This window comes from Arthrobacter sp. NPDC057388 (assembly GCF_042668165.1).
Classification (GTDB): Bacteria; Actinomycetota; Actinomycetes; order Actinomycetales; family Micrococcaceae; genus Arthrobacter.
Genome location: NZ_JBHVBL010000051.1, coordinates 1 through 20,622 on the forward strand (window position 1 = coordinate 1; position 20,622 = coordinate 20,622).

Sequence of the window (20,622 nt, forward strand, 5' to 3'; positions counted from 1 at the left end):
GCACCCGGGTGCCGCCGTCGGCCGCTGTTTTGCTTTGTCAGAGAGAGCCTGTGGTGAACGCCCAGCTGGCGGACTTCAGCGGGTTGCCGGCGAGGTCGCGGACCGCCGTGGCGCCGCCGGTCACGCTGACCGTGTAGCTGGTCCGCGCGGCCAGGCTGGCCGAGGGGTTCAGGACCCACTGGTTCGTGGTGCCGTTGCGGTAGACGGTGGCGGTCACCTTGGCGCCGGTGGCGGTGTTCTTCAGCGTTACGGTGGCGGTGCCTGCACCCGTGATGGCCTCGCTGAAGGTCACCGCGATGTTGCTGGCCCGCCGCACCAGCGTGGCCCCCGGGCGCGGCGTCATTGCGGTGATGACAGGGGCGGGGCCGGTGGTGAAGGTCCAGCTGCTGGTGGCCAGCGGGGTGCCCGCGGCGTCGCGGACGGCAGCTGCTCCCCCTGTCAGGGTGGCGGTGTACCTGGCATCGTTGGCCAGGTTCGCCGCCGGGTTGAGCGTGGCCGTCCTTGTGGTGGCGCTGTAGCTGACGGCCGCCGGAACGACGGCGCCGCCCGGGCCGCGCAGCACGAAGGTGCTGCCGCTGATGCCCTGCGTCGCGGTGCTGAAAGTGGCGGTGACATTGGCAGTCACGGGGGCGCCGAAGGACGCGGCCGCCGGTCCGAAGGTCCGCACGGCCGGAGCGGCAAGGGCCGAGACGGCGGTGTCCGCATACAGCAGGCGGTTCGGAGTGCCCGCGGTAGTGCCGGAAACCTTGCCGGCGGTGGCGGCGGAGAGCAGCTTCGATGCCACGTCCGCCGGGAGCATGCGCGGCGACCGGGAGAGCATCACGGCTGCGCCGCCTGCCACGTGCGGGGAGGCCATCGAGGTGCCGCTCATCAGCGCTGTTGCGGTGGTGGAGGCCCGGGAGGCGGACTTGATGCTGACGCCCGGAGCGTACAGGTCCACGCAGCTTCCGTAGTTGGAGAACGTGGCCTGCTTGTCCGCGGAGTCGCTGGCGGCAACGGTCAGTGCCCCGGGAACGCGGGCCGGGGAGCTGTTGCAGGCGTCGGCGGCGGCGTTTCCGGCGGCGACCACTGCGGTGACGCCGTCGTTGATGATGCCCTGCACAGCGGCGTCCACCATGGCGCTGGCAGTGCTGCCGAGGCTCAGGTTGGCCACGGCCGGGGTGCCGGCCTGGTGGTTGGCCGCAACCCATTCCAGTCCGGCAATCACGTCCGAGTTGAAGCCTGAGCCGTTGCAGTCCAGCACACGGACGGGGATTACGGTGGCCGCCTTGGCCACGCCGTAGGTCTTTCCCGCGATGGTGCCGGCAACGTGCGTTCCGTGGCCGTTGCAGTCGCCGGTGCCCAGTCCGTCGGCAATCGCCGTCCAGCCGGAGGCGACGCGGCCGCCGAACTCCGCGTGCGCAGACAGCACGCCGGAGTCGATGACGTAGGCGCTCACACCGGCACCGGAGGATGCCGAGGTGTAGGTCCCGGACAGCGGCAGCGTGCGCTGGTCAATGCGGTCCAGTCCCCAGGTTGCGGACTGCTGGGTATCGGCCGCCGTCACCCGGGCATCGGGTTCGACGGCGGCCACGCCGGCCGAGCGCTTCAGTTCCGCCGCCTGGCCCGGCGTCGCCGTCACCACGGCGCCGCTGATGGCTTTGGCGAAGGTGCGCCTGACGGAGATGTTTTTCGAGCGCAGGTTCCGTACGGCCGAGGAAACGTCGGTCCCGGTGGAGTAGCGCACGATGTAGCGGGCAGGAGCTGCAGCCGCGGCTTCCGTGGCGCTGCCGGCGGCGGTGCTGGCGTCGGCGGTGCTCGGCGAGACACCCGCGAAGGCGGCGGCGAAGCCCGTCAGCAGCAGCGATGCCAGGGCAGGACGGAGAACAGACGAAGCGCGAATTTTGGGGTTCCTTCGGAAGCTGAGGGCCGGTGTAGAACGGGTTGGAAGGCTGTTTCCAGTGTATTTTTCGCGGCCCTTCGCCCGGCCGGAACTGCACCGAAGCTTCGATGAAGCTTCGGCTGCTGCGGAAATACCGGCGAAATCCTGCGCTTTCCTGCGGTTAGGTACGGTTGTGGCCGCCGGGCCTAGATCCAGTTGTTGCGTTTGAAGGCGACGTACAGGATCAGCCCCATGCCGATCATCAGGCCGATCGCCATGGGGTAGCCAAAGATCCAGTCGAGCTCGGGCATGGTGTGGAAATTCATTCCGTAGATGGTGCCGATGAGCGTGGGTGCGAAGAGGATGGCCGCCCAGGAAGAGATCCTCTTGACCTGCTCGCTCTGCGCGAAGCTGGACTCGGTAAGGCGGCGCATTTCGTCGTTCTGGCGCTGGGCAACGAGGGCGGCATTGACCGCGAGCGCGTTCTGCAGCAGTGCCCGGAAGGACGCGATCCGGTCATTGAGCCGCAGGACGTGGTCCAGCACATCGCGGAGGTGGTCCTGGAGCTCGGGGCCGGGGTGATGCTCCGGTGTTCCGCTGATCAGTGCTTGCAGGATCCCCGCCAATGGCCCGGTGGCGCGCTGCACGGTGATGACCTGCCGGGACAGTTCGTAGATGCGCCGGGACACCTCCGGGTCTGCGCCGAACAGTTCGTCCTCAATCTCGTCGATGTCGTTTTCCAGGCCCGCGGCCACGGGCTCATACTCGTCAACCACCTGGTCCAGAATGGCGTACAGCACGGCATCGGGGCCCAGGGCCAGGAATTCCGGCTGGGATTCCATCCGGCGCCGGACCCTGGCAAGGTCCGGCGACTCCGCGCGGCGGACGGTGACCACGAAGTCAGGTCCGGCAAAGACGTGGATCTCACCGAACTCCACCTTTTCGACGTCGTCGAGGTACCGGGCCGGCCGCAGGACCAGGAAGAGCGTGTCACCGTAGTGCTCCAGCTTGGCCCGCTGGTGTCCGGTGAGGGCGTCCTCGACCGCCAGGGAGCTGAGGTCAAACTCATCCGCCACTGAGCGCAGCTCGTGCGGGTCGGGACGGTAGAGCCCGATCCAGGCCATTCCCTGGCGCTGCCGCAGCAGGAAATACGTCTCCTCCAGGCCTTCCGGATCCGCCGTCCGGCGTCCGCCCACGTACACGGCGTTGTCGATAATGGCCATGGCAGCGACTCCTCAGATGGACAGTCATCCCATGGCAGTGACGTTATCCCCTCCGCGGCGGCATGCCAACAAGGGGCCGTGACCGCGCGGCAAGGAGCCGCCTGCGGGCGGTCCAGGTTCTGTCGCGTCAGATCAGGGCGTGCAGCCCCCGGCTGACCGGACGCCCGAACGACGCCGCGCCAAGGAACTCCACGGCCACGAACGGCTCGGAACCCACCACCCATTCATCATGCCCCGGCGGAATCGCATAGGTGTCGTTGGCCCGGATCGAGGAGCGGGCACCGTCGGGGGTTTCAACCTCCATGACGCCGGACAGGCAGAAGCCGAGGTGGCTGTGCTGGCAGAAGGGTGTTTGTTCGGTGGGCTTGGTGCATTCGGACCAGCGCCAGCCGGGGGCGAGGATCAGCCGCGCAACGGAGAAATCGTTGACGCTGACCAGATCCACCTCGGCTTTGTCCGGGCACCTCTTCTTATCCGGTTCATCGAACGATTTGACGGCAAGGGCGGTAATGAAATTGGCGGTCATGGACAGTACCTGCAGATGTGGTTGAGACCAGAAAATTTGAAGGCGGCTTCGGCGGAAGCCTGCTTTGCGACGTGCGGACCGCCACCGAGCCGTGACAGGCGGCAGCCGCAGTAACTGGGCGGCGTACCCCCACGCCGCACGTGCACGCAACACATGCAATGTTGACGTAGTTCAACGTTAGACCTCTGCAGAGCGAAGTCAATGGAAATCCGGGGCGGCCGGGAGGCTACCGGCCGTAAAGCTTCACGAAGTTCCGCAGGATCTTCATCGGTTCGGTGGCGGTGTAGGTCCGGGCCGCCGCCATCAGTTCCTCGGCGGATTCCGGCGGGAAGTAGCCGGCGTGTCGGTAGATGTCGATCCTGGTCACCAGGCCCTCGGCGTCGAGTTCCGGATGGAACTGCGTGGCGTACAGGTTCTGTTCGATCCGGAACATGTGGACCGGGCAGGCCGCGGAGCTCGCCAGCAGCACGGCGTGCGGGGGCAGCACCGTACACCCTTCCTTGTGGCCCGTGAATGCGGTGAACTGCGCGGGAAGCCCTGCCAGCAGCGGATCCCGCAGGCCCTCCGGGCTGAGGCTGATGGTCACCCCGCCAAGCTGCTCTCCATACGTCCGGTCGATCACCGCGCCCTGGTGCAGGCCAAGGGTGCCGACGCCGTAGCAGGCGCCCAGGAAGGGGAAGTCCTCCGCCACAATCCGGTCCAGCAGCCCGGACAGTTCGCGCTCCACGCGGTGCTGGGCGTCGCTCTTCTTTTCGGGCGGGTCGCTCGAGGTGAACGGGCTGCCGCCCACGATGACACCGGAATAGTCGTCAAGGTCCAGCTCCGGCAGCGGTGCGCGCTCCATCCGGATGCGGGTCAGCTGGTGCGGCTCCAGCCCGCCGAACCGCAGATAGGCCTCGTACTCGTCCTCCGCGGCGACATCCTCGGCCCGCGAGGCAAGCAGCAGAAACGGCTTCACTGGACTTACTTCAGCAGGGCGACGTCGGAGACGAGCGTGATGTGGTCCAGCATGGCTGCCGCGGCGGCCTCCGGATCCTGGGCTTTGATGGCGTCGGCGATCTTGCGGTGGGACGCCAGGGACTGCTCCGGCCGGCCTGGCTGGCCCAGCGACTCAAGCCGGGTTTCCAGGATCATCTCCGCGATGAAGGTCATGAGCTGGGCCAGCACGCCGGAGTGCGCGGCAGCAGTGATGGCCTGGTGGAACAGTTCATCACCGTGGGCCCCCTTGGCACCCGAGGCCACCTCGTCCGCCATGACATCCAGCGCCTTCTCAATTGCCTGCATGTCCTCGTCGGTGCGGCGCTCGGCAGCGAGCGCGGCCAGCTTCACCTCGAGGGTGCTGCGGGCTTCCACGATCTCCGGAAGGCGGTTCCGGTGCTCGCGCAGCCCCTTGAGCACGGAGGGAACGTTGGGACGGTACACCAGGACGGCGCCGGTGCCGTGCTGGACGTCGATGACGCCGAGGACCTCGAGGGCCACCAGCGCCTGGGCCAGCGTGGCCCGCGAAACGCCAAGCCGTTCGGCGAGGTCCCGCTCGGCGGGGAGGGTGTCGCCGGGCCCGAGCTGCGCGGACTCGATGAAGTCCATCAACTGCTCCACGAGCTGCTCGTAGAGGCGCGGGCGGGCAACGCGGGAAATCTGTTGGGTTGCAGTCTTCCTGGGCATGCGCATCCTTCCGGCGTTTGGCTCCAGCTTAGCGGAGGAGTATTGACAAAGTCACCTAGTGTCTAGGAGGCTAGGCCAGTGAGCCTGTAAGCCACATCACATCAACTCTCACCCCGGAGGAACAACGATGTCCGCTCCTGTCCTGTCCATCATCATCCTGGCGGGGATGTTCCTGCTTGCCACGGTGCTGCCCCTCAACATGGGCGCCCTGGCCTTCGTCGGCGCTTTCCTGCTCGGTTCGGTGGTCCTGGGGATGTCCACCTCCGACATCCTTGCCAACTTTCCCGGCGGCCTGTTCCTGACGATCGTCGGCGTCACGTACCTCTTTGCGATCGCCCAGAACAACGGGACCATCGACCTGCTGGTCCGCGGCGCGGTCCGGATGGTGGGCAGCAAGGTGGCGCTCATCCCCTGGGTCATGTTCGCCATCACGGCGGTCATCACCGCCGTCGGCGCCCTGTCTCCGGCCGCCGTCGCGATCATCGCTCCCATCGCCCTCAGCTTCGCCGCGAAGCACAAGATCAACCCGCTGATGATGGGCATGATGGTGATCCACGGGGCGCAGGCCGGCGGCTTCTCCCCGATCGCCGTCTACGGCGTCACCGTCAACGGCATCATTGCCAAGACGGATCTCGAGGCAAGCCCCATGGCGATCTTCCTCGCCAGCTTTGTCTTCAACCTCGCCATCGCCGTGGTGCTGTTCGTTGTCCTGGGAGGCAGCAAACTTCTCTCCACCAAGACCGGCCGGCTCGTGGAGCAGGCCGCCGAGTCCAGGATGGCCGTCAGCGTGGGAGCCCGGGCAGCGGGTGTCACCCTGCAGGGTTCCGGTTCCGACATCTCCCCCACCGGCGTCGCCAGCAAGGGAACCGCCGGCTCCGCCGCTGCCTCATCTTCGAGCACGGGTGCAGCCGACAGCGGTGCCCGTGCCACGCTTCCGCAGCTGGTCACCATCGCCGGCCTGATGGCCCTCGCCATCATCTCGCTCGGCTTCAAGGTGGACGTCGGGTTCGTCTCCATCACCATCGCCATGGTCCTGGCCCTCGTCTCGCCCGCCGCCCAGAAGGGCGCCATCAACAAGATCAGCTGGTCCACCGTCCTGCTCATCTGCGGCATGCTCACCTTCGTGGGCGTCCTCGAGGAAGCCGGCACCATCAAGTTCGTGTCCGACGGCGTCGCGCACCTCGGGATGCCGCTGCTGGCGGCCCTGCTCATCTGCTACATCGGCGCCGTGGTCTCCGCCTTCGCCTCCTCCACCGCCATCCTGGCCGCCCTCATCCCGCTGGCCGTCCCGTTCCTGTCCACCGGCGAAATCGGTGCCGTCGGCGTGATCGCCGCCCTGGCCGTCGCCGCCACGATCGTGGACGTCTCGCCGTTCTCCACCAACGGCGCCCTGGTCCTGGCCAACGCCCCCGAGGACGTGGACAAGGACAAGTTCTACAAGCAGATCCTCGCGTACAGCGGCGTCGTCGTCATCGCCGGCCCCGCCATCGCCTGGCTGGTCATGGTCCTCCCCGGCTGGATGTAGCCCGGATGTAGCAGCCGCCACCAGCACACAGCAGCCCACCGGACAAGAAAAGGAACACCCCGCATGAGCCAGAAATCCACGTCCCGGCCAGAAGGCACGTCGCAGACAGCGGGCACGTCGCAGCCCGAAGGCCCTCTCGCCGGCTACCTTGTGGTGGACCTGAGCCGCGCCCTGGCCGGCCCGCACGCCGGCATGATGCTCGCAGACCTCGGGGCTCGGGTCATCAAGGTTGAGAACCCCGGCACCGGGGACGATACCCGCGGCTGGGGACCGCCCTTCGTCGGCCCCGAAGACGATCCCCAGGCCACGTACTTCCTCTCCTGCAACCGCAACAAGGAATCCATCGCCCTGGACCTGAAGAGCGACGACGGGCGGACGGTTCTGCGTGAACTGCTGGAACGGGCCGACGTCGTGATTGAAAACTTCCGGCCCGGCGTCCTGGACCGGCTCGGCTTCTCCGCCGCGGAAATGCACGCGCTGAACCCTTCGCTGGTGGTCCTGTCCATCACCGGCTTCGGCCACGACGGCCCGGAGTCGCGCCGCAGCGGCTACGACCAGATCCTGCAGGGTGAGGCCGGGCTGATGTCCCTGACCGGCTCCGGCCCCGACGATCCGCAGCGGGTGGGCGTGCCCATCGCGGACCTGCTCTCGGGCATGTACGGGGCGTTCGGAACACTGGCGGCGCTGCTGCAGCGCGAGCGGACGGGGCAGGGCCAGATTGTGCGGACCTCGCTGCTCGCCGCACTGATCGGCGTGCATGCCTTCCAGGGGACCCGCGCCACCGTCGCGGGCGAGGTGCCCAAGGCCCAGGGCAACCACCACCCCTCCATCGCGCCCTACGGCCTGTTCCACTGCCGGCAGGGACGCGTGCAGATCAGCGTGGGCAGCGAGAAGCTGTGGCGAACGTTTGCTGACGCGTTCGGCATCGACGCCGGCCGTCCCGAATTCGCGTCCAACGCCGAGCGCGTCCGCAACCGGGAAAAGGTCATCGAGGAGGTGGAGCGCGTCTTCGCCGACTACGAGGCCGAACCGCTGCTCGCCAAGCTGAACGATGCCGGCGTCCCGGCGGGCAAGGTCCGCACCCTGGATGAGGTCTACGCCTGGGAACAGGTCCACTCCCAGGGCCTGGTGATCGACGTCGACCACAAGATCCTGGGGAACGTCACCCTCCCGGGGCCGCCGCTGCGCTTCTTCAGTGCAGCGGACACCGCGGAAACCACACTCAAGGCCCACACGGCTCCGCCGCTGCTGGACCAGGACGGCGAGCAGATCAGGCAATGGCTCGGGCTTGTCCCCGCCAACGCCACCGCCGGTTCGATGGTCCCGGCCGGCTCCGCCACGGAAGGCCGCTGACCATGCCTGAATCCCAGAAGGTCCGGCACTTGGATGCCACCGAACTGATCGCGGCCGTGCTCGACCCCGGCTCCTACCGCACCTGGGACTCGCCAGTGGTGGACCCCGACCCCAGCCCCGAATACCGGCAGGAACTGGCGGCCGCCCGGGAGAAAACAGGCGTGGACGAGTCCGTCCTCACGGGTGAGGGGCTCATCCGCGGCAGGCGCGTGGCCGTCATCGTCAGCGAGTTCCGTTTCCTCGCCGGATCCATCGGCCTCGCCGCAGCCGAACGGATCGTAAATGCCGTCGAACGGGCAACCCGGGAAGGGCTTCCGCTCCTCGCCGGGCCGGCGTCGGGCGGCACCCGGATGCAGGAAGGCACCATCGCGTTCCTCTCCATGGTGAAAATCAGCGCCGCGGTCCGGGCGCACCGGCAGGCCGGCCTGCCCTACCTCGTGTATCTCCGCCACCCCACCACCGGCGGCGTCATGGCATCCTGGGGCTCCCTTGGGCACATCACGGTGGCCGAGCCCGGCGCCCTCCTCGGCTTCCTGGGGCCGCGCGTCTACGAGGCGCTGTACGGTGCGCCGTTCCCGGAGAACGTCCAGGTGGCCGAGAACCTCTTCGACAAGGGACTGGTGGATGCGGTGGTCCCGCCGTGGCAGCTGTCCGACGTCGTCGACCGTGCCCTGAGCATCCTCGTCGCCGGCCCGCACGCGCGGGTCCGTCCGCCGCGGACGCTGTCGGTGAAACCGTCCGACGCCGGAGCCTGGGAATCGATCGGAATCTCCCGGAATCCGCGGCGCCCGGACCTGCGGCAGCTGCTGGCCTACGGGGCCCGCGACGTGCTGCCGCTCAACGGCACCGGCCAGGGTGAGAAGGACCGCGGGCTGCTGCTGGCGCTGGCCCGCTTCGGGCAGAAGTCCTGCGTGGTGATCGGCCACACCCGGCCCCGCCCCTCGCAGCAGACCGCCATGGGCCCGGCGTCGCTGCGCGAAGCCCGGCGCGGCATGCGCCTGGCCGAGGAACTCGGCCTGCCCCTGGTCACGGTGATTGACACCGGCGGCGCGGCGCTGTCCAAGGAAGCGGAGGAAGGCGGGCTGGCCGGCGAAATCGCCCGCTCCCTGCACGACCTCATCGGCCTAAACTCCCCCACGGTGTCCGTGCTCATGGGCCAGGGCACCGGCGGCGGAGCACTGGCGCTGTTCCCGGCCGACCGCACCATCGCCGCACAGCACGCCTGGCTGTCCCCGCTGCCGCCCGAAGGCGCGAGCGCCATTGTGCACCGCAGCACCGAGTTCGCCCCGGCGATGTCCGAAGCGCAGGGCGTCAACGTCGCCTCGCTCCACGCCCACGGCATGGTGGAGCACATCGTGGACGAACGCGGCGACGCCGCCCTCGAAGGCAGGGCGTTCTGCCAGCGCCTGGGCCAGGCCATCGAGTACGAGCTCGCCTCGCTCTCGGCCGCCGGCGTCGCGGAGCTCCTTCCGCAGCGGCTGGAGAAGTACCGCAACCTCGGCGGCCTCGTCCCCCTCCCCCTCTAAGCCTCCTCCACGAGGAGTTTTTGTACAGATACCGGGGCTTCGAGGCCTCCCGGCGGCCATTATCTGTACAAAACGCGGGAGGAAAGGGAAGCCGGCCTACCGGGAGAGCTTTTGGGCGTCGGGTTCCCGGTCGCCGATGTGGCCGGGGGCGTTGGCCGCCAGGACCCGCTCGACGAAGGCTCCGTATTCCTCCATGTAGTGGCGCAGGAAGGCCTCGGTGGATTCGTCCTTGACCTCGCCGTCGCTGCCGAAGACGTCCGGGTTGAACTTCACGTAGGCCTCGGGGGCATTGAGCTGCGGGGCATCGAGGAAGCTCAGCACAGCGCGCATGGAGGACTGCATCACCGCCGTGCCGATGCTGCCGGGCGAAGCACCAATGATGCCGGTTGGCTTGCGCGCGAACGAGTTGGTGCCCCAGGGCCGGGAGCCCCAGTCGATGGCGTTCTTCAGTGCGCCGGGAATGGACCGGTTGTATTCCGGGGAGACGAAGAGTATCCCGTCCGAACCTGCGATCGCATCCTTGAGTGCACGGCCTTCGGGCGGGAAGTCGGCATCGTAGTCGTAGCTGTACAGCGGCAGGTCCCTGATGGGGATTTCAGTGAATTCGAGGTCCTCGGGTGCGAGTTTGATGAGTGCCTTGGAGAGGGTGCGGTTGATGGAGCCGCTGGCCAGGCTTCCGACGAAATAGCCGATCTTGTACGTTGCCATGGTTGTGTTCCTTCCCAGCCGCCGGCACGAACCGGCCTGGTCGACGGTGCAGAGGGCAGTGCTGTGGCCGGTGGCCACGGGGCATTTCGGGTGCAACCCCAACAGTTCAGCACAGAACAATTTGCGCGGCCAGAGGGCAGGGCGGGTTCTTGACAGCGTGCGCGGATCGGTAGCTAGATGAAGATAAGCGATGCCCCGCACACAACCGCAACAGAGGAACGGCAGTCATGAGCGAAAATCCGGAGATGCTGCAGCGCATCCACAGCGAAGCCCCCGCCGAAGGAGACGAACTGGCGGACCCCACCGACATCCGCATGCACTCGCAGGATCCGGCGGAGGGTGCCGACGACGCCGGCGGAACCACGTCCTGACCTGCATTGAGAGGATAACCCCATGGAAGTCGCCCTGGGGTTGCTGGCGATCGCCGCCGTAGTCTGCGCCGTCAGCGCACTGGGCCGGAAGCTTGATGTATCGGTTCCGCTGCTCCTGGTGCTCGCCGGCGTCGGCGGCTCTTTCCTTCCGTTCGTGCCCCGCATCGACCTCAATCCGGAACTGGTCCTCGTAGGGCTGCTGCCGCCGCTCCTGTATGCCGCTGCCCTGCAGACGTCGCTGTACGACTTCCACTCCAATAAGAGGGCCATCGGGCTGCTCTCGGTGGGTTACGTCATATTCGGCACCGTCGTCGTGGGCCTCGTGATCTGGTGGCTGTTTCCGGAGATACCGCTTGCCGCGGCCATGGCCCTTGCTGCCGTGGTGGCTCCGCCGGATGCGGTGGCCGCCACGGCCATTGCACGAAGGGTGGGAATGCCCCGCCGGATAGTGAGCATCCTGGAGGGCGAGTCGCTGGTCAACGACGCAACAGCCCTGGTGTGCCTGCGGGCAGCTGTCGCCGCCATCGCGGGAACTGTGTCAGTGCTGGAGATCGGCGCCGACTTCCTGCTGGCCGCCGGCGGCGGGCTGGCGGTGGGCCTTGCCGCGGCCTACGCCCTCACCCAGCTCCGCCTGCGGATCCGCAATGTGGCCATTAATACCTCAACGTCGCTGATGGCACCGTTCGTGGCGTATCTGCCGGCGGAGGCAATCCATGCGTCCGGCGTTCTGGCGGTGGTGGTCACGGGCCTGGTCATGGGCACCAAGGCGCCCTCCATGCCCGGCGGGGCCGCCCGGCAAAGCCAGCGGAGCAACTGGGAGACCGTGCAGTTCCTGCTGGAAAACTCGGTGTTTCTGCTCATCGGCCTGCAGGTGCGGACCATCATCGAAGGCGTCCAGGACGACTCCCTGGGCGCGGCGAGGATCTGGGCGGGCTGCGCGGTGATCCTGCTGGCCGTGCTCCTGCTGCGCCCGGTCTGGGTCTTTCCTGCGACCTATCTGCCCCGGCTTATCCCGGCCGTGGCTCGGAGGGACCCCGCGCCACCCTGGCAGTATCCCGCCATCATCTCGTGGGCCGGCATGCGCGGGGTGGTCACGCTCGCGGCGGCCCTGACCCTGCCGCAGGACCTGGAGCACCGCACGGTGCTGATCCTGGCGGCAATGGTGGTGGTGGCCGGCACGCTGGCACTGCAGGGATTCACGCTGCCCGCCCTGGTGCGGCTGCTCCGGGTGCGGGGTCCCGATCCAGGCGAGGATGCGCTGGCCCAGGCGGACCTGACGCAGCAGGCAACAGCGGCGGGGGTGGGGCGGCTTCATGAACTGCAGACAGATGACGACCCGCCGGAGGTGGTGGCCATGCTGAAGCGGAGGACGCAGGAACGCGGGCTGGCGGCGTGGGAACGTCTTGGGCGGCCGACGGCGGAAGCCTCCACCCCCAGCCAGCGTTACGCCCAGCTGCGGCTGGCCATGCTCGAGGCGGAGCGGGCGAAGGTCCTGGAACTCAGGAGCGGCGGGAACTACCCCCACGAGGTGCTCAGCAGCGTCCTGGAGCGGCTCGACGTCGAGGAGTCGATGCTGGATGCCGTCATCGAGGAGGCCGATGTTTCCGGTTCCCGCGCCCTCGCCAGGCCGGGAGGAGACTGCGAGCACCTGGAGGCTGCACGCGAACCGGATGTTCCCGGCGACGCGCGCTGTGACGCCTGCATCCGTGAAGGGACCACCACCGTCCACCTGCGGATGTGCCTGGAGTGCGGCAATGTGGCCTGCTGTGATTCCTCGCCCGCCACCCACGCGTCCCGGCATTTCCAGTCGACCGGCCACCCCGTCATGCGCAGCATCGAGCCGGGCGAGGACTGGCGGTGGTGCTACGTGGACGATCTGCTCGGGTAGCCGGAGTGCTTGGGCAGGCTCACGGGGCCCGGCGACAATTTCGCCAAGCAGCCCTAACAGGCCCGTAACCCGCCGTTAATCCGGCGGCGGGAGACTTGAATCGTTGGATCCGCACGACTGGCCTTGCATCTTGGGGCAGCCACTCGACGAGGAGCTTGCTAGGCATGAACTTTTCCGACGACGACAGCAGTCCGGCACCGTCCGCCCTTCCCGTCAGCAGCGGGGAACTTCCGGTCAGCAGCGGCGAACGGCCCGACCTCCGAAGCTTTCACGTCCGCGAGGATGTGGCCCTCTCCGGCCTCTGCGGCAACGTGCACCTGGCCACGGGCCGGACCTGCATCCTGCCTGAACGCCACCCGGGATCCTGCAAATTCGTGGGCCCCGAGGATGCCAGCGGGATGGCGGGCTAGGTGTAGTTCCCAAGGACGTTGTGAACAGCGTGGCGTGATGTAAAGGGCGAGGGCCTCCTGTATCGATTTGGGTTACCACACTCATCTCGACGCCAGGAGGCCCTCTTGTCTTACGTTACCCATGCCAATGCCGACCTGACACCCAAGGCCAGAGGGAAGCTCGCCCGTTTGGTCATCAAACAGGGATGGACGTTGCGCCGGGCCGCGGAGCGGTTCCAGTGCTCGCCAGCAACAGCCAAGAAGTGGGTGGACCGGTACCGGGCCCTAGGTGAGGAAGGCATGGCTGACGTCTCGTCCCGGCCCCGACGCAGTCCCAACCGCACGCCGGCGCGCACCGAACGCCGCATCGTGGCGCTGCGTTTCAACCGCCGGTGGGGCCCGCATCGGATCGCCGCCCACCTTCACCTTGCCCGCTCAACCGTGGGCAAGGTTCTGGCCAGGTACCGAATGCCGCGGCTGGTCTGCCTGGACCAGGGAACGGGGCTGCCGGTGCGGAAGCCCGCAGCACAACGGTATGAGCACGAAAACCCCGGGGATCTGGTCCACGTGGACATCAAGAAGCTCGGACGTATACCGGACGGTGGCGGGCACCGTGCCCTGGGACGTGCCAAGGGCCGGCGGAATCGCCGAGCCGGGACCGGATACGCCTACCTGCATCATGCGGTGGACGACCACTCGCGTCTGGCGTACTCGGAAATCCTCGGCGACGAAACGAAGGAAACCGCATCCGGATTCTGGATCCGAGCGGCGGCATTCTTCGCCGCACACGGAATCACCGTCAAAGCCGTGCTGACCGATAACGGATCCTGCTACCGCTCCAGAACCTTCACAGCTGCGTTAGGCCCGCACGTCAAGCACCGACGAACCCGGCCCTACCGGCCACAGACCAACGGCAAAGTTGAACGCTTCAACCGGACCCTCGCCAGCGAATGGGCATACGTCAGGCCCTACACCTCAGAAACCGAGCGCGCCTCCACCTACGAGGCATGGCTCCACCACTACAATCACCACAGAACCCATACCGGCATCGGAGGCAAGACCCCCATCAGCCGCGTTCACAACCTCAGTGGGAACTACAGCTAGGGGCGGTACCAGTCCGGGACGGCGCGGCATGCCGGCAGGCGGGGCCACTCCCGGACCCGGCTCCCCGGTCTTAAAATTGACCCATCCGGCATCTTGGAAAGGGTGTGAGACCGATGGCAGAGCATTACGCTTCCGGGGTCTGGCAGGTCAAGGAAGGCAAGGACGAGGAGTTCGTCAAGCGCTGGACAGAGTTCCTTCAGTGGTCCAGGGAAAACTTTCCGGCCATGGTTGAGGCAAACCTGCTCCGGGACCGCAACACGACCGGGCACTATGTGTCATTTTCCCAATGGACGGATGCGGCCTCCCGCGACGCGTGGAAGCAGGCACCGGACTTCAGGGCGCGCATCGGCGCCTGCGTTGAACTGTGCGACAACATGCAGGGGGCCGATTATGACCTGGCGGTCACTGTTTGACTGGCCCCCACCTTGCTGACCGGAACATCTAGCTGATCTCCACGGCGTTGGCCTCCACCACCGGCGCCGCCTGCCCCGCCGGCCCGGCTATTTCGGCGGCCGCGGAGATGACCCAGCGTTCCCCGTCATTTTCATAACTGATCACCGTGGGCGCCGCAGCAGTACTTGCCGCGTCCACGGCCAGCAGCAGTGCTGCCTGCATGCGGCCGGCATGTGCGAATCGGGCGCTGGCGGTGCCCTCGAGCTCGCTGTTGTCGATGAGGATGTAGGCCTTGCCTTCGGCCACCGCCTTGATCGAATACCCGCGCTCCTCATGGACCGATCCACGTGATGAAGCGATCTCCGTGACCCTGTCGGCCCGCACCAGACTGTGGCTGATCGTGCGGATCCACACGTCACCCATAGCCACTCCTTTGCTGCCATACGGGCTGGAAATGCCTCTACTTGCAAACGGTAGTCCGTGAGAGCCCGGTTGTAAGCCCCCCAAACAGTGCAACCGCCGTCGGACCCCAGCCCGCCGGCAGGTTTTCCCCAAGCTCAGGCACGGTTTTCCCAAAGCTCCTTAGGAAACAGTGGACGGACCCGGATACACCGGGACGGTCCAAGCACCGCCCAACGCGCAGCGTTCGGTGATGCCCACGACTGCCGAATCTTAGGGGGAGAGATGTTTCAAACCTTTTGGCGGTTCCGCGGGGCCATAGCTCCCCATGCCTGGGCTCTGGCGGGCGGCGCGCTGCTGGTGGTGTTCGTCGCCGCCATGGAGGTGGCCCTGCCGTGGCCCATGAAGGTCATCGTCGACGACGTGCTGCAGCCGACAGGCAGCTCGCGGGTCCACGAAATGCCCGCTTTCCTCGGACTGGCCGGCCTGACCCAGCTCCAGCTGCTTCTGCTCGCCGCGTCGGCGCTGCTCGCCATGACAGTACTGAACGCCGGAGCCGATTACCTCGGCTCCCGCCTCCTCAACGGTGTGGGCGAGCGGGCCATGGCCACGATCCGGACCGAAGTCTTCACCCATCTGCAGCGGTTGTCGCTGGCCTTCCACGACAAGCAGCGGCTGGGCGACCTGGTCACCAGGACCACTACGGACGTCGACTACGTGCGTGCCCTCATGGTGTCGATCCTGTCGGTCCTGCTGCCCAATATCTTCATCCTGGGGTTCGTGATCACCATCTGCGTGATGATCGACCCGACCTTCGCACTCATAGGCCTGGCGGTGTCACCGCTGCTGTTCATCACGGTGCTCTTCTACCGGCGCCGGATCAAAGGCGCCTCGAAGGAGGCCCGCAGCCGGGACAGCGACATCGCGGCTGCGATGTCGGAGACGTTCGCCTCGGTGCGCGTGATGCAGACCTACACCAGCGAGGCGCGCCATGAAAAGGACTTCCGGACCCGGAACAACGGACGGCGGGACGCCGGCCTGCGGGTCATCCGGCTGCAGTCCATGTTCTCGCCGCTGGTGGACATCATCGCTACCCTGGGCACGGTGCTCGTCATCTGGATTGGGGCGCAGCGGGTGCTGGACGGCACCCTGACGCTGGGCCTGCTGCTGGTCTTCCTCGCCTACCTCAAGGCCCTCTACTCCCCCATGAAGTCACTGGCCAAGCTCACCACGGTGATCAGCCGCGGCCAGGCCAGCGCCGAGCGCATCCAGGAAATCCTGGACACCGCGCCCGCCATCTCAGACCTTCCTGGCGCACGGCCGGCACCGCGCCTGGCCGGCGCCGTGGAACTGCGGTCGGTAAGCTTCGGCTACCAGGGTGACCGGCACGTGCTGCACGGAATTGACCTGAAGGTGGAGCCGGGCAGCGTCGTGGCGATCACCGGGCCGACAGGTGCCGGCAAATCGTCCGTTGTCAGCCTGATCCCGCGGCTGTACGACGCGGCCGAGGGACAGGTTCTCCTGGACGGCACCGACGTCCGTGAGCTGCAGGTGGCCACGGTGCGCAGACAGGTGTCCATGGTGCTGCAGGAATCGATCCTGTTCCGCGGAACCATCTACGACAACATCGCCTACGGCTCGGAGGGGGTCAGCCGGGAGCAGGTGCTCGCCGCAGCCGAGGCCGCCCACGTGGATGAGTTTGTCCGCAACCTTCCACTGGGCTACGACACCCCGGTGGCAGAGCGCGGCGTGACACTCTCCGGCGGGCAGCGCCAGCGCATCGCCATCGCCCGGGCACTGGTCCGGGACACTCCCATCGTCATCCTCGACGAACCGACATCCGGCCTGGACGCGATCTCGGAGCAGTACGTCATGCGCGGCCTCGAGCGGCTGATGGCCGGGCGCACGGTGATCGTCATCGCGCACCGGCTCTCGACGCTCAAACGGGCCGACCGGATTTATGTGCTGGATAAGGGACGGATCGTGGAAAGCGGAAGGCACGGGGAACTCGCCGCGTCCGGTGGCCTCTACAGCCGGCTGGACAGCCTGCAGCACGCCAGCGAAACGCCGGCGCTCAGCCTGGTTCCTGCCCAAAGTTTGATTCCTGCCCAGCGCCTGGTTCCGGCCGAGGCCGGTACCCTTCAGACGGAGACCAGCGCATGAGCAGGACCAAGCCCCCGACCTACGGCGCACTGCCTTGGCGGATCGGCAAAAAGGGCACCCTTGAAGTGCTCCTGATCCACCGGCCCGCCCACGGAGACTGGTCCATTCCCAAGGGCAAGGCGGACCCCGGAGAAACCGGCCCCGAATGCGCCCAACGCGAGGTGCGGGAGGAAACCGGCCTGCGGTGCATGCTGGGCGCGGAGCTGCCCAGCATCCGCTACGCGGACCGCAAGGGCAGAATCAAGACGATCCGTTACTGGGCTGCCGCCGCCGGATCGGGCCGCTTCAGACCCAGCAAGGAGGTCGACGCCGTCAGGTGGCTTTCGCTGCCGGCAGCATTGCGCACGGTGACCGAACCGCGGGACAGGCCGGCGATCCTCGCGCTGGGCGCCCGGCTCCAGCTTGAGCTGGGCGTCCGCCCCGCCCCGCGGCGGGAAAAAATGCTGCTGCTGGTGCGCGGGGCCGAAATGATGAAACGGGACGGGTGGGACCCGGAGGCGGGCAACCGGCCGCTGGCACCGGCCGGCGAGCAGGCCGCCAGGTCGCTCGCCTCACTGGGCGCCGTGTTTGACATCGAACGCATCCTCTCCGCCCCCTCCCCCCGCTGCATCGAAACCGTCGCCGAACTCGCGCGGCGGGAATCCCTCGAGGTGGAACGCTCAGAGCACCTGGCCGGAGGCAGCTTGGCGGGCACCTTGGCCCTCGTTGCCGAAACCCGCGGAACGGGGACCGTCCTGTCCACTCACGAGGACGTGATGGCAGATATCCTGGCCCACCTCATCGATCACGACCGGACCGTCCTGACCAAGCGGTTCCGCGTGCGCAAGGGGTCAGCCTGGGTGCTGACAGGCGACCGCACCCGCTACCACTCCGCCTACTACCTGCCGCTGTCCCCCGCGGACTTCAGCACCGCCGTCGACCTGAGCCCCGCCGTCGATCCCGGCACCGCCATGGACCTGAGCCCGGCCGCGGACCTCAGCGCCGCCGTGTAGTCCGCGCCGCCGTGTAGCCGGTGTGCTGGGTAGCCCGTGTGCCGGCGTGGCCGCGGGCGTACGCTCAGACAGTGGACATTGTGGAGTTCCTGTCCGAGCGCATCGCTGAGGACGAGGCCGTGGCGCGCAGGCTGCTCGACGACCGCACGACGTCGGAATCCGGCAAGTGGTACGAACGCCGCCTGCTGCTGGAATGCGAGGCGAAACGGCGGCTCATCGGCATCATGGAGGCTGCCAGGCAAACCGCCCTGGCCACGCTCGTGAGCGACCCCTTCGGGGAGGAGACCGAGTGGATTCCGCAGGCGCTGGAATGGACCGCCCTGTCCCTCAATGCGCTGGCGGTCCCCTACAGTGACCATCCGGACTTCAACCGGGACTGGCTCTGGTCCCCCTAGCCGGGACCAGGTGCTGCCCGGAATACCGTTCAGGTGCTGCCCAGGATGCGGCGGGCATCGGCCTGCGCGTCCAGCTCCTGCTGTGACACCACGGCTCCGCTGATGTACCCCGCGCTGGACCTCATGGCCCGGAGTTCAGCAACCGTGTATGGGATCCTGCGCCGGTGCGCCATGGCGTGGCAGTTGGGGCACAGCGGAACAAGGTCGCCCACGGGGTCCAGCTCGTAGCCGGGCCCCAGCTGGGCGGCCGGCACCAGGTGATGGACATGGATGAAGCCTTCACCTTCCGGGCCGTAGGCAGCCTCGAAGGAGAACCCGCAGGCGGCGCACGACGTGCCGTGGTGCGCCAGGCAGACGCGCCGGGCGTGCGGGTTCCGCTCGTGACGGTTCACTCCCACCCGGACCAGGGCGTCCTGCGGCAGGGTGCCGGGCACCGGAAGGACCGGATCAATCCCGTCGGCCGGCAGGGACTCGGCCCACAGCTCGCGGATGGAGCGTGCCTGTTGCTCCGGAACCGGCTGCCACCCGCCGGGGGCCGCCGCGGCAGCCCAGTCAACCAGCGGAGCCCGCACGGCCAGTACGTCCATGGGAATCTGGTCTCCCAGCGGCAGCAACAGGTCAAAATCGACATCAACGCACGCATCACCGGTGAGTCCGTGCCCTGCGGCCGGATACGGGGCGGATGCAACCACGCCATGGCCAATCAGCCCGCTGCCGGTCTTTCCATGCAGCACGAGCCAGGCATCCGCTCCCGGCGCGGGCCGGGAGCCGGTTCCAACGGGCCACGCCCGGCGGTGCACACCGGCGGTTCCCAGTTCATCCACCACCCGCGAATAACCCGGCCAGGTATCCCCTACACCCGGGTTCCAGCCCAGCAGAACAGCCACCATTCCTTTATCGTGCCACCTGCGGAGTCTCAGGAGGAGCGCCTGCGCAGGCGCCGCCACCATGGCGGTTTGGCTTCCGGAACAGGTTCCGGTGCGGCTGCGGCCGCCGCTGCCCGCCGCTCGCGCCACCGCTGCACCTCGGCGTCGGCATCACGGGTTTTCGTGATCACCGGCGGGCCGCCCTGCAGCTGCCGGCGGGCGTCGATGATGCGGGCATTGAAGTCCTCAACAATGTCGCGCACCTGCTTTTCCGTGAACTGGCTGTCCAGCCTGGCGTCCAGTTCCGCGTCCTCGGTGCGCAGCAGGATCGCCTTTGGTCCCAGTCCGCTGAGGTGTTCACGCTGGATCAGGCCTTTGACCCACCAGTCCGGGTCGTAGCCCTCCCCCAGGCCGGGAATCGGTTTGCCTGAGTACTTCAGGTTGTCGAACTTTCCCTGCGCCATGGCATCCCGGATCAGGTAATCCGCCCGGGCCGCATCGCTGACCTTCCGGCGCTTGTCCCGCAGTTCGGCCTCCGCGGCCGACAGCTCCGCATCCTCCTCCGCCGTCCCGCCGGAGGACCGGAGGGCACGCAGTTCCGCCGCGCGCTCCACCTTCCGCCGGAAGTCGCCGCCTGCTGAACCCGCCACCCTTGCACCGCCCCTGCCGCCGGAAATTGTCCCGTTTCCAGTATTCCGGCGCGTGCCGGACTCTTCAACGGAGGCCGCTCGCACGGGGGCGGCAGGGCAGGAACCGGACACAACAACGACGGCGGGACCTCCCGCCGTCGTCCGCCTGCGGCGGCGCTGCACAAGTGCCCTACATGGGATCGGGCCAGTTGCCGATATCGGCGCGGGCAGGCACGGGAGCGGCGTCGCCCCCTTCCGGCCGCATGCCGGATTCGCCGGCCGCTGCGGCCTGGCCGGGAGGAGGGTCGGGGACCGCCTTCACAGGTGCCGTGTTCACAGCCGCCGTAAAGACGGGAAGTTCAGACCTCGGAATCTTCATAGGGGCCCTCGCAGGTGGGCGGCAACTTAACGCCGGACGGATACTCAGTCATGATTGCCTGCCGTCAGACGAGGGGTTTGGCGGCCCTGCGGCTGATGGTCCGGCGATCACCGACGTGCCGAATCAGCCGGGGAGGACCCGGCCGGTCCGGCAACAACCGTGGCGGCCGTCCCAGCCCCGTGTGCGCCGGCACCAGCCGGTGCGGCACACTTTCCACCACCAATACTTAAACCCTATGGGCTGCCGCGTCCCGTGGCACCGGTAGCA

Annotated in this window: 21 protein-coding genes; 11 read left to right on the forward strand and 10 right to left on the reverse strand. The window is 67.6% G+C overall.

What is annotated here, in order from left to right:
• Positions 1-37: 37 nt before the first annotated feature.
• From ACFUTU_RS18505 to ACFUTU_RS18525, 5 genes are all read right to left on the reverse strand, one after another.
• Entirely contained in the window at positions 38-1,726 is a 1,689-nt protein-coding gene (locus tag ACFUTU_RS18505) for a S8 family serine peptidase (protein WP_377966908.1), read from the reverse strand.
• 341 nt (positions 1,727-2,067) lie between these two features.
• Positions 2,068-3,084 (reverse strand): magnesium and cobalt transport protein CorA, encoded by a 1,017-nt coding sequence (locus ACFUTU_RS18510; RefSeq protein WP_377966910.1) that lies wholly within the window; start codon positions 3,082-3,084, stop codon positions 2,068-2,070.
• Positions 3,085-3,211: 127 nt separating this feature from the next.
• Complete coding sequence (locus tag ACFUTU_RS18515; RefSeq protein WP_377966912.1) at positions 3,212-3,610, reverse strand: cupin domain-containing protein; 399 nt, start codon at positions 3,608-3,610, stop codon at positions 3,212-3,214.
• A 226-nt stretch (positions 3,611-3,836) separates the two neighbouring features.
• Positions 3,837-4,568 carry a glutamine amidotransferase gene (locus ACFUTU_RS18520; RefSeq protein WP_377966914.1) on the reverse strand — a complete coding sequence of 244 codons (732 nt, stop codon included), beginning with the start codon at positions 4,566-4,568 and terminating at the stop codon, positions 3,837-3,839.
• Between the two features lie 5 nt (positions 4,569-4,573).
• On the reverse strand, positions 4,574-5,275 hold the full coding sequence (locus ACFUTU_RS18525; protein WP_377966916.1) for a FadR/GntR family transcriptional regulator: 702 nt from the start codon (positions 5,273-5,275) through the stop codon (positions 4,574-4,576).
• Positions 5,276-5,402: 127 nt separating this feature from the next.
• On the opposite strand from ACFUTU_RS18525, the gene ACFUTU_RS18530 reads away from it, so the two are divergent.
• From ACFUTU_RS18530 to ACFUTU_RS18540, 3 genes are all read left to right on the forward strand, one after another.
• Positions 5,403-6,800: an SLC13 family permease gene (locus ACFUTU_RS18530; RefSeq protein WP_377966917.1), complete on the forward strand. Its 1,398-nt coding sequence runs from the start codon at positions 5,403-5,405 to the stop codon at positions 6,798-6,800.
• 63 nt (positions 6,801-6,863) lie between these two features.
• A complete protein-coding gene (locus ACFUTU_RS18535; RefSeq protein WP_377966919.1) occupies positions 6,864-8,153 on the forward strand; it encodes a CaiB/BaiF CoA transferase family protein in 1,290 nt (429 codons plus the stop codon).
• Positions 8,154-8,155: 2 nt separating this feature from the next.
• Positions 8,156-9,679 carry a carboxyl transferase domain-containing protein gene (locus ACFUTU_RS18540; RefSeq protein WP_377966921.1) on the forward strand — a complete coding sequence of 508 codons (1,524 nt, stop codon included), beginning with the start codon at positions 8,156-8,158 and terminating at the stop codon, positions 9,677-9,679.
• Between the two features lie 96 nt (positions 9,680-9,775).
• Here the strand turns inward: ACFUTU_RS18540 and ACFUTU_RS18545 are convergent, their stop codons facing one another.
• Positions 9,776-10,387, reverse strand: coding sequence for an NADPH-dependent FMN reductase (locus ACFUTU_RS18545; protein ID WP_377966923.1), 612 nt, complete (start codon positions 10,385-10,387; stop codon positions 9,776-9,778).
• 227 nt (positions 10,388-10,614) lie between these two features.
• Between ACFUTU_RS18545 and ACFUTU_RS18550 the strand changes: the two genes are divergently transcribed.
• The 5 genes from ACFUTU_RS18550 to ACFUTU_RS18570 all read left to right on the forward strand — a co-directional run bounded on the left by ACFUTU_RS18550 (position 10,615) and on the right by ACFUTU_RS18570 (position 14,552).
• Positions 10,615-10,758, forward strand: a complete 144-nt coding sequence (locus ACFUTU_RS18550; protein ID WP_377966925.1) for a hypothetical protein — start codon at positions 10,615-10,617, stop codon at positions 10,756-10,758.
• A 22-nt stretch (positions 10,759-10,780) separates the two neighbouring features.
• Positions 10,781-12,646 carry a Na+/H+ antiporter gene (locus tag ACFUTU_RS18555; RefSeq protein WP_377966927.1) on the forward strand — a complete coding sequence of 622 codons (1,866 nt, stop codon included), beginning with the start codon at positions 10,781-10,783 and terminating at the stop codon, positions 12,644-12,646.
• Between the two features lie 164 nt (positions 12,647-12,810).
• Entirely contained in the window at positions 12,811-13,056 is a 246-nt protein-coding gene (locus ACFUTU_RS18560; protein ID WP_377966929.1) for a hypothetical protein, read from the forward strand.
• Positions 13,057-13,161: 105 nt separating this feature from the next.
• A complete protein-coding gene (locus ACFUTU_RS18565; RefSeq protein WP_377966931.1) occupies positions 13,162-14,139 on the forward strand; it encodes an IS481 family transposase in 978 nt (325 codons plus the stop codon).
• A gap of 113 nt (positions 14,140-14,252) precedes the next feature.
• The gene (locus tag ACFUTU_RS18570; protein ID WP_377966933.1) at positions 14,253-14,552 is read left to right on the forward strand and encodes an antibiotic biosynthesis monooxygenase family protein; all 300 of its coding nucleotides are present in this window, start codon (positions 14,253-14,255) and stop codon (positions 14,550-14,552) included.
• A 28-nt stretch (positions 14,553-14,580) separates the two neighbouring features.
• Here ACFUTU_RS18570 and ACFUTU_RS18575 read toward each other — a convergent pair whose 3' ends face one another.
• The gene (locus ACFUTU_RS18575; protein WP_377966935.1) at positions 14,581-14,955 is read right to left on the reverse strand and encodes a hypothetical protein; all 375 of its coding nucleotides are present in this window, start codon (positions 14,953-14,955) and stop codon (positions 14,581-14,583) included.
• 261 nt (positions 14,956-15,216) lie between these two features.
• Between ACFUTU_RS18575 and ACFUTU_RS18580 the strand changes: the two genes are divergently transcribed.
• The 3 genes from ACFUTU_RS18580 to ACFUTU_RS18590 all read left to right on the forward strand — a co-directional run bounded on the left by ACFUTU_RS18580 (position 15,217) and on the right by ACFUTU_RS18590 (position 18,481).
• Entirely contained in the window at positions 15,217-17,094 is a 1,878-nt protein-coding gene (locus ACFUTU_RS18580) for an ABC transporter ATP-binding protein (protein ID WP_377966937.1), read from the forward strand.
• Entirely contained in the window at positions 17,091-18,086 is a 996-nt protein-coding gene (locus tag ACFUTU_RS18585) for an NUDIX domain-containing protein (protein ID WP_377966939.1), read from the forward strand. The genes ACFUTU_RS18580 and ACFUTU_RS18585 overlap by 4 nt, the downstream gene beginning before the upstream one ends.
• Before the next feature lie 71 nt (positions 18,087-18,157).
• A complete protein-coding gene (locus ACFUTU_RS18590; RefSeq protein WP_377966941.1) occupies positions 18,158-18,481 on the forward strand; it encodes a DUF6221 family protein in 324 nt (107 codons plus the stop codon).
• Between the two features lie 29 nt (positions 18,482-18,510).
• Here the strand turns inward: ACFUTU_RS18590 and ACFUTU_RS18595 are convergent, their stop codons facing one another.
• The 3 genes from ACFUTU_RS18595 to ACFUTU_RS18605 all read right to left on the reverse strand — a co-directional run bounded on the left by ACFUTU_RS18595 (position 18,511) and on the right by ACFUTU_RS18605 (position 20,355).
• The gene (locus ACFUTU_RS18595) at positions 18,511-19,371 is read right to left on the reverse strand and encodes an HNH endonuclease (RefSeq protein WP_377966943.1); all 861 of its coding nucleotides are present in this window, start codon (positions 19,369-19,371) and stop codon (positions 18,511-18,513) included.
• A gap of 26 nt (positions 19,372-19,397) precedes the next feature.
• On the reverse strand, positions 19,398-19,997 hold the full coding sequence (locus tag ACFUTU_RS18600) for a DUF1992 domain-containing protein (protein ID WP_377966946.1): 600 nt from the start codon (positions 19,995-19,997) through the stop codon (positions 19,398-19,400).
• A gap of 169 nt (positions 19,998-20,166) precedes the next feature.
• Positions 20,167-20,355 carry a hypothetical protein gene (locus tag ACFUTU_RS18605; protein WP_377966948.1) on the reverse strand — a complete coding sequence of 63 codons (189 nt, stop codon included), beginning with the start codon at positions 20,353-20,355 and terminating at the stop codon, positions 20,167-20,169.
• Positions 20,356-20,622 lie beyond the last annotated feature (267 nt).

Excerpts from the sequence above, each read along its gene's own strand:
- ACFUTU_RS18585 (WP_377966939.1), top strand. The coding sequence starts at position 17,091 with ATGAGCAGGACCAAGCCCCCGACCTACGGCGCACTGCCTTGGCGGATC.
- ACFUTU_RS18515 (WP_377966912.1), bottom strand. The coding sequence starts at position 3,610 with ATGACCGCCAATTTCATTACCGCCCTTGCCGTCAAATCGTTCGATGAA.
- ACFUTU_RS18540 (WP_377966921.1), top strand. The coding sequence starts at position 8,156 with ATGCCTGAATCCCAGAAGGTCCGGCACTTGGATGCCACCGAACTGATC.
- ACFUTU_RS18550 (WP_377966925.1), top strand. The coding sequence starts at position 10,615 with ATGAGCGAAAATCCGGAGATGCTGCAGCGCATCCACAGCGAAGCCCCC.
- ACFUTU_RS18605 (WP_377966948.1), bottom strand. The coding sequence starts at position 20,355 with ATGAAGATTCCGAGGTCTGAACTTCCCGTCTTTACGGCGGCTGTGAAC.
- ACFUTU_RS18525 (WP_377966916.1), bottom strand. The coding sequence starts at position 5,275 with ATGCCCAGGAAGACTGCAACCCAACAGATTTCCCGCGTTGCCCGCCCG.
- ACFUTU_RS18530 (WP_377966917.1), top strand. The coding sequence starts at position 5,403 with ATGTCCGCTCCTGTCCTGTCCATCATCATCCTGGCGGGGATGTTCCTG.
- ACFUTU_RS18595 (WP_377966943.1), bottom strand. The coding sequence starts at position 19,371 with ATGGTGGCTGTTCTGCTGGGCTGGAACCCGGGTGTAGGGGATACCTGG.
- ACFUTU_RS18575 (WP_377966935.1), bottom strand. The coding sequence starts at position 14,955 with ATGGGTGACGTGTGGATCCGCACGATCAGCCACAGTCTGGTGCGGGCC.
- ACFUTU_RS18510 (WP_377966910.1), bottom strand. The coding sequence starts at position 3,084 with ATGGCCATTATCGACAACGCCGTGTACGTGGGCGGACGCCGGACGGCG.
- ACFUTU_RS18570 (WP_377966933.1), top strand. The coding sequence starts at position 14,253 with ATGGCAGAGCATTACGCTTCCGGGGTCTGGCAGGTCAAGGAAGGCAAG.
- ACFUTU_RS18560 (WP_377966929.1), top strand. The coding sequence starts at position 12,811 with ATGAACTTTTCCGACGACGACAGCAGTCCGGCACCGTCCGCCCTTCCC.
- ACFUTU_RS18580 (WP_377966937.1), top strand. The coding sequence starts at position 15,217 with ATGTTTCAAACCTTTTGGCGGTTCCGCGGGGCCATAGCTCCCCATGCC.
- ACFUTU_RS18555 (WP_377966927.1), top strand. The coding sequence starts at position 10,781 with ATGGAAGTCGCCCTGGGGTTGCTGGCGATCGCCGCCGTAGTCTGCGCC.
- ACFUTU_RS18535 (WP_377966919.1), top strand. The coding sequence starts at position 6,864 with ATGAGCCAGAAATCCACGTCCCGGCCAGAAGGCACGTCGCAGACAGCG.
- ACFUTU_RS18545 (WP_377966923.1), bottom strand. The coding sequence starts at position 10,387 with ATGGCAACGTACAAGATCGGCTATTTCGTCGGAAGCCTGGCCAGCGGC.